Annotated in this window: 5 protein-coding genes; 1 reads left to right on the top strand and 4 read right to left on the bottom strand. The window is 62.5% G+C overall.

Annotated features, from left to right (window positions below; genetic code table 11):
* Positions 1–2 precede the first annotated feature (2 nt).
* From AC04MI_RS24575 to AC04MI_RS24560, 4 genes are read right to left on the bottom strand one after another with little or no spacing between them, the layout of a single operon-like run.
* On the bottom strand, positions 3–221 hold the full coding sequence (locus AC04MI_RS24575; protein ID WP_436001460.1) for a hypothetical protein: 219 nt from the start codon (positions 219–221) through the stop codon (positions 3–5).
* Positions 222–259: 38 nt separating this feature from the next.
* Entirely contained in the window at positions 260–610 is a 351-nt protein-coding gene (locus tag AC04MI_RS24570; RefSeq protein WP_476498969.1) for a DNA-binding protein, read from the bottom strand.
* Positions 610–990 (bottom strand): hypothetical protein, encoded by a 381-nt coding sequence (locus tag AC04MI_RS24565; protein ID WP_476498968.1) that lies wholly within the window; start codon positions 988–990, stop codon positions 610–612. The genes AC04MI_RS24570 and AC04MI_RS24565 overlap by 1 nt, the downstream gene beginning before the upstream one ends.
* Positions 991–994: 4 nt before the next feature.
* The gene (locus AC04MI_RS24560) at positions 995–1930 is read right to left on the bottom strand and encodes a hypothetical protein (RefSeq protein WP_476498967.1); all 936 of its coding nucleotides are present in this window, start codon (positions 1928–1930) and stop codon (positions 995–997) included.
* On the opposite strand from AC04MI_RS24560, the gene AC04MI_RS24555 reads away from it, so the two are divergent.
* Positions 1929–2303 (top strand): hypothetical protein, encoded by a 375-nt coding sequence (locus tag AC04MI_RS24555; RefSeq protein ID WP_436001468.1) that lies wholly within the window; start codon positions 1929–1931, stop codon positions 2301–2303. The genes AC04MI_RS24560 and AC04MI_RS24555 overlap by 2 nt on opposite strands.
* The last annotated feature ends 183 nt before the right edge of the window (positions 2304–2486 follow it).

Genomic DNA, 2486 nt, shown 5'->3' with positions numbered 1-2486 from the left:
GGCTAGAACAGGCTGGATTGCGGTTGGGTGGGGCTGTCCAGCTTCACCGGCCGCGGCGCCAGGCGACGGCCGTCTCTCAGGGCACGCAGTGCGCGTGCGATGTCAGGGCGTGGGGTGTCTGCCTCGAACATCAGGCAGTGCACCTGGGCGACGTGGGGAGCTTCCTTCCAGTAGATCCGGTATTCCAGATCGCCTCCGACATGCACGGAACGTGCCCACATGGGCAACGTCCGGTGCAAGGGCGCGGGTCGCCGCGCGTTCACGGTTTCACCTTCTTGGCAGGCTTGGCTTTGGACTTCGGCTTTGCCTTTGTCGCTCGCTTGGCTTGGGCTTGCTGCTGGGGGCGCGTCCGCACGGCCGCTTCCCAGATCGCTTCCAGTGCACGCACGGAAGGGCTGACCAGATCCAACGCAGCTTCCATCATCAGGAACCTCTGACGATGCTTCTGCTGCCATGTCTCGATGAATCGGTAGATGACCGACATCGAGCCGCCTTCGATCATGGCGTGTACCGCGCTACCGGTGATGCTCTCACCTTTGCGGAACAGCTCATCGCACGCCTGTGCGACGTTCTCTTCGGTGGCGATTTGACGACTATGCACGGCCGGCATCAGACGTCCTCCGTGAGGAAGGAACCCTGTGGCGATGTCGCACGCGCCGGCACCGGACCGTGACGCGCAATGCGTCCTTCCAAGGCAGCCAGGCCGGCTTCCGTGAGCGAATAGGCTTCACCGTCGCCGCTTACGAAGCCGCGCTGATAGAGCCCGACCAGTGTCGCGCAGAAGCCGCGATGCTGGGCACTGCCGTAGATCTTGTCATCCGCGGGACGGCCGGCCTTTAGGTTGGCCATCACGCGCCACATCGACTGGGTAAGCGACTGCTTGCGCTTGCTGGGCGCCTTGGACGCCGCCGGCGGCACCGCCGGTTGATCGGGAAGCACGACGCGCAAACGCGGCTTCCCGGTAGGCCCGAGAGACTGCACAGTGTTCATGAGGTCAGCCCTCATTGCCCTGACGCAACAYCTCCAGCTCTTCCACCAGCGCTTCCAGCTCCTGGCGGGTGCTGTCCGACAGGCCGGCATAGCCGGGGTCCTGGCGGATCGAGGTGACTCGCTCGAACAGGCGCGGTGCGGAGCGCTTGAGCGCGCTCTCGAACTTCGCGCCCGGCAGGTTCTTCTTGGTGATCTTGTTCTTGCCGGCGGCCTGGGCCGCGGCCAGCTGCTGCTTGAGCTGCGCCGTGGCCGCTTCCGCGCCGAGCTTGCGGAACAGATCCACCACAGTGGTGGCGGCGACCTGGTTGGACACGACCATGTCCTGCACCGCGATCGGAGCACTGGACAGCAGGATCAGATTCTCGACATGGGTGCTGGTGATGTGCAGATCGCTGGCGATCCGCGCATTGGTGTGACCACGGCCGACCTTGCGCTTGACCAGCAAGGCCAGGCCCAGCATCGGCAGCGGGTTGCCGTTGTTGTTGGTGTGCAGCGCATTGAGCATGTCGTCCATCGACATGGTCTTGGGCGCCAGCGCCACCGGGATGGCGTCGATGCCGGCGCCTTCGCTGTTGGCCAGGGCAACGGATTCAAGACGGGTGTGACCGTCGAAGACCACGATCATGTTGTTGCCCGAGCCATCATCGGCCACGAAGCAGGAGATCGGCTTGTCCCACTTGAAGCCTTCGCGCTTCATCGAATCCGCATACATGCGGACCGTCGCCTTGTGCTCGGGCGTGTTGACGAAGCGGAGGTTGAAACCTTCCATCACCTGGATCTTGTCCGGGTGCATCCACACGACCGAGTCGTTGCGACGATTCTCGGTCTTGACGGCCTTGATGCCGCCAGGGGTCACCTCGCCAGCAACTTCATCAGCGGGGCGGGTTTCGAGAACGAGCGTGGGATTGTTGAGGTCAAACGAGGGCTGTTCATACAACATGATGGATCTCCTTCCTGTGGAGGTTCGGGTAGTCGACAAGCACGTGCGCAGGCACCGGCTGGCCCTCTTGCAGGGCCTTCCGGATGACGCGTTCGTGAGTCACGGGACGCTGGCTGATGGCCAGGAGGCGGAGCTGGGTGAAGCGGGGAAGTACGAGAGTGCCTGCAGAGACCTGCGACAGCTGCTGCTTGATGGCGTCATGGACGCCGTAACGGAGGCGATCACGCTCGCCCATGCGATGAGCCAGGTCGTTGCCAGCGCTACGCGTGGCGCGGCCGAAAGGTGCATTGCCGGGATGAGCTGCGCTGAGCTCTTCTTCCCACTGCTGCTTTGTCAGTTGCCATGGAGCAAGCATCTTGACACCTATCGTTGACCGATGGCTAGCAAGATACTCTAACGAAAGTTATTGTCAACTACCTAGTGCACAAAAAACGCTGGTAGTTCAGAGTGGGGCAGGTTTTAGGGGGTATTTGATGGGAATTCCCTCAAGTAACCACCGGCCGTTGACCCACTGGTACCGGCCTTCACAGAAGCCCTGAAGGGCTACGGGCAGCAC

It is taken from the genome of Acidovorax sp. LjRoot204 (genome assembly GCF_056175785.1).
This window is presented reverse-complemented; position numbering and strand designations above follow the sequence as displayed.

Coding starts and splice junctions, on each gene's coding strand:
- AC04MI_RS24570 (WP_476498969.1), bottom strand. CDS start 610: ATGCCGGCCGTGCATAGTCGTCAAATCGCCACCGAAGAGAACGTCGCA.
- AC04MI_RS24565 (WP_476498968.1), bottom strand. CDS start 990: ATGAACACTGTGCAGTCTCTCGGGCCTACCGGGAAGCCGCGTTTGCGC.
- AC04MI_RS24575 (WP_436001460.1), bottom strand. CDS start 221: ATGTGGGCACGTTCCGTGCATGTCGGAGGCGATCTGGAATACCGGATC.
- AC04MI_RS24555 (WP_436001468.1), top strand. CDS start 1,929: ATGATGGATCTCCTTCCTGTGGAGGTTCGGGTAGTCGACAAGCACGTG.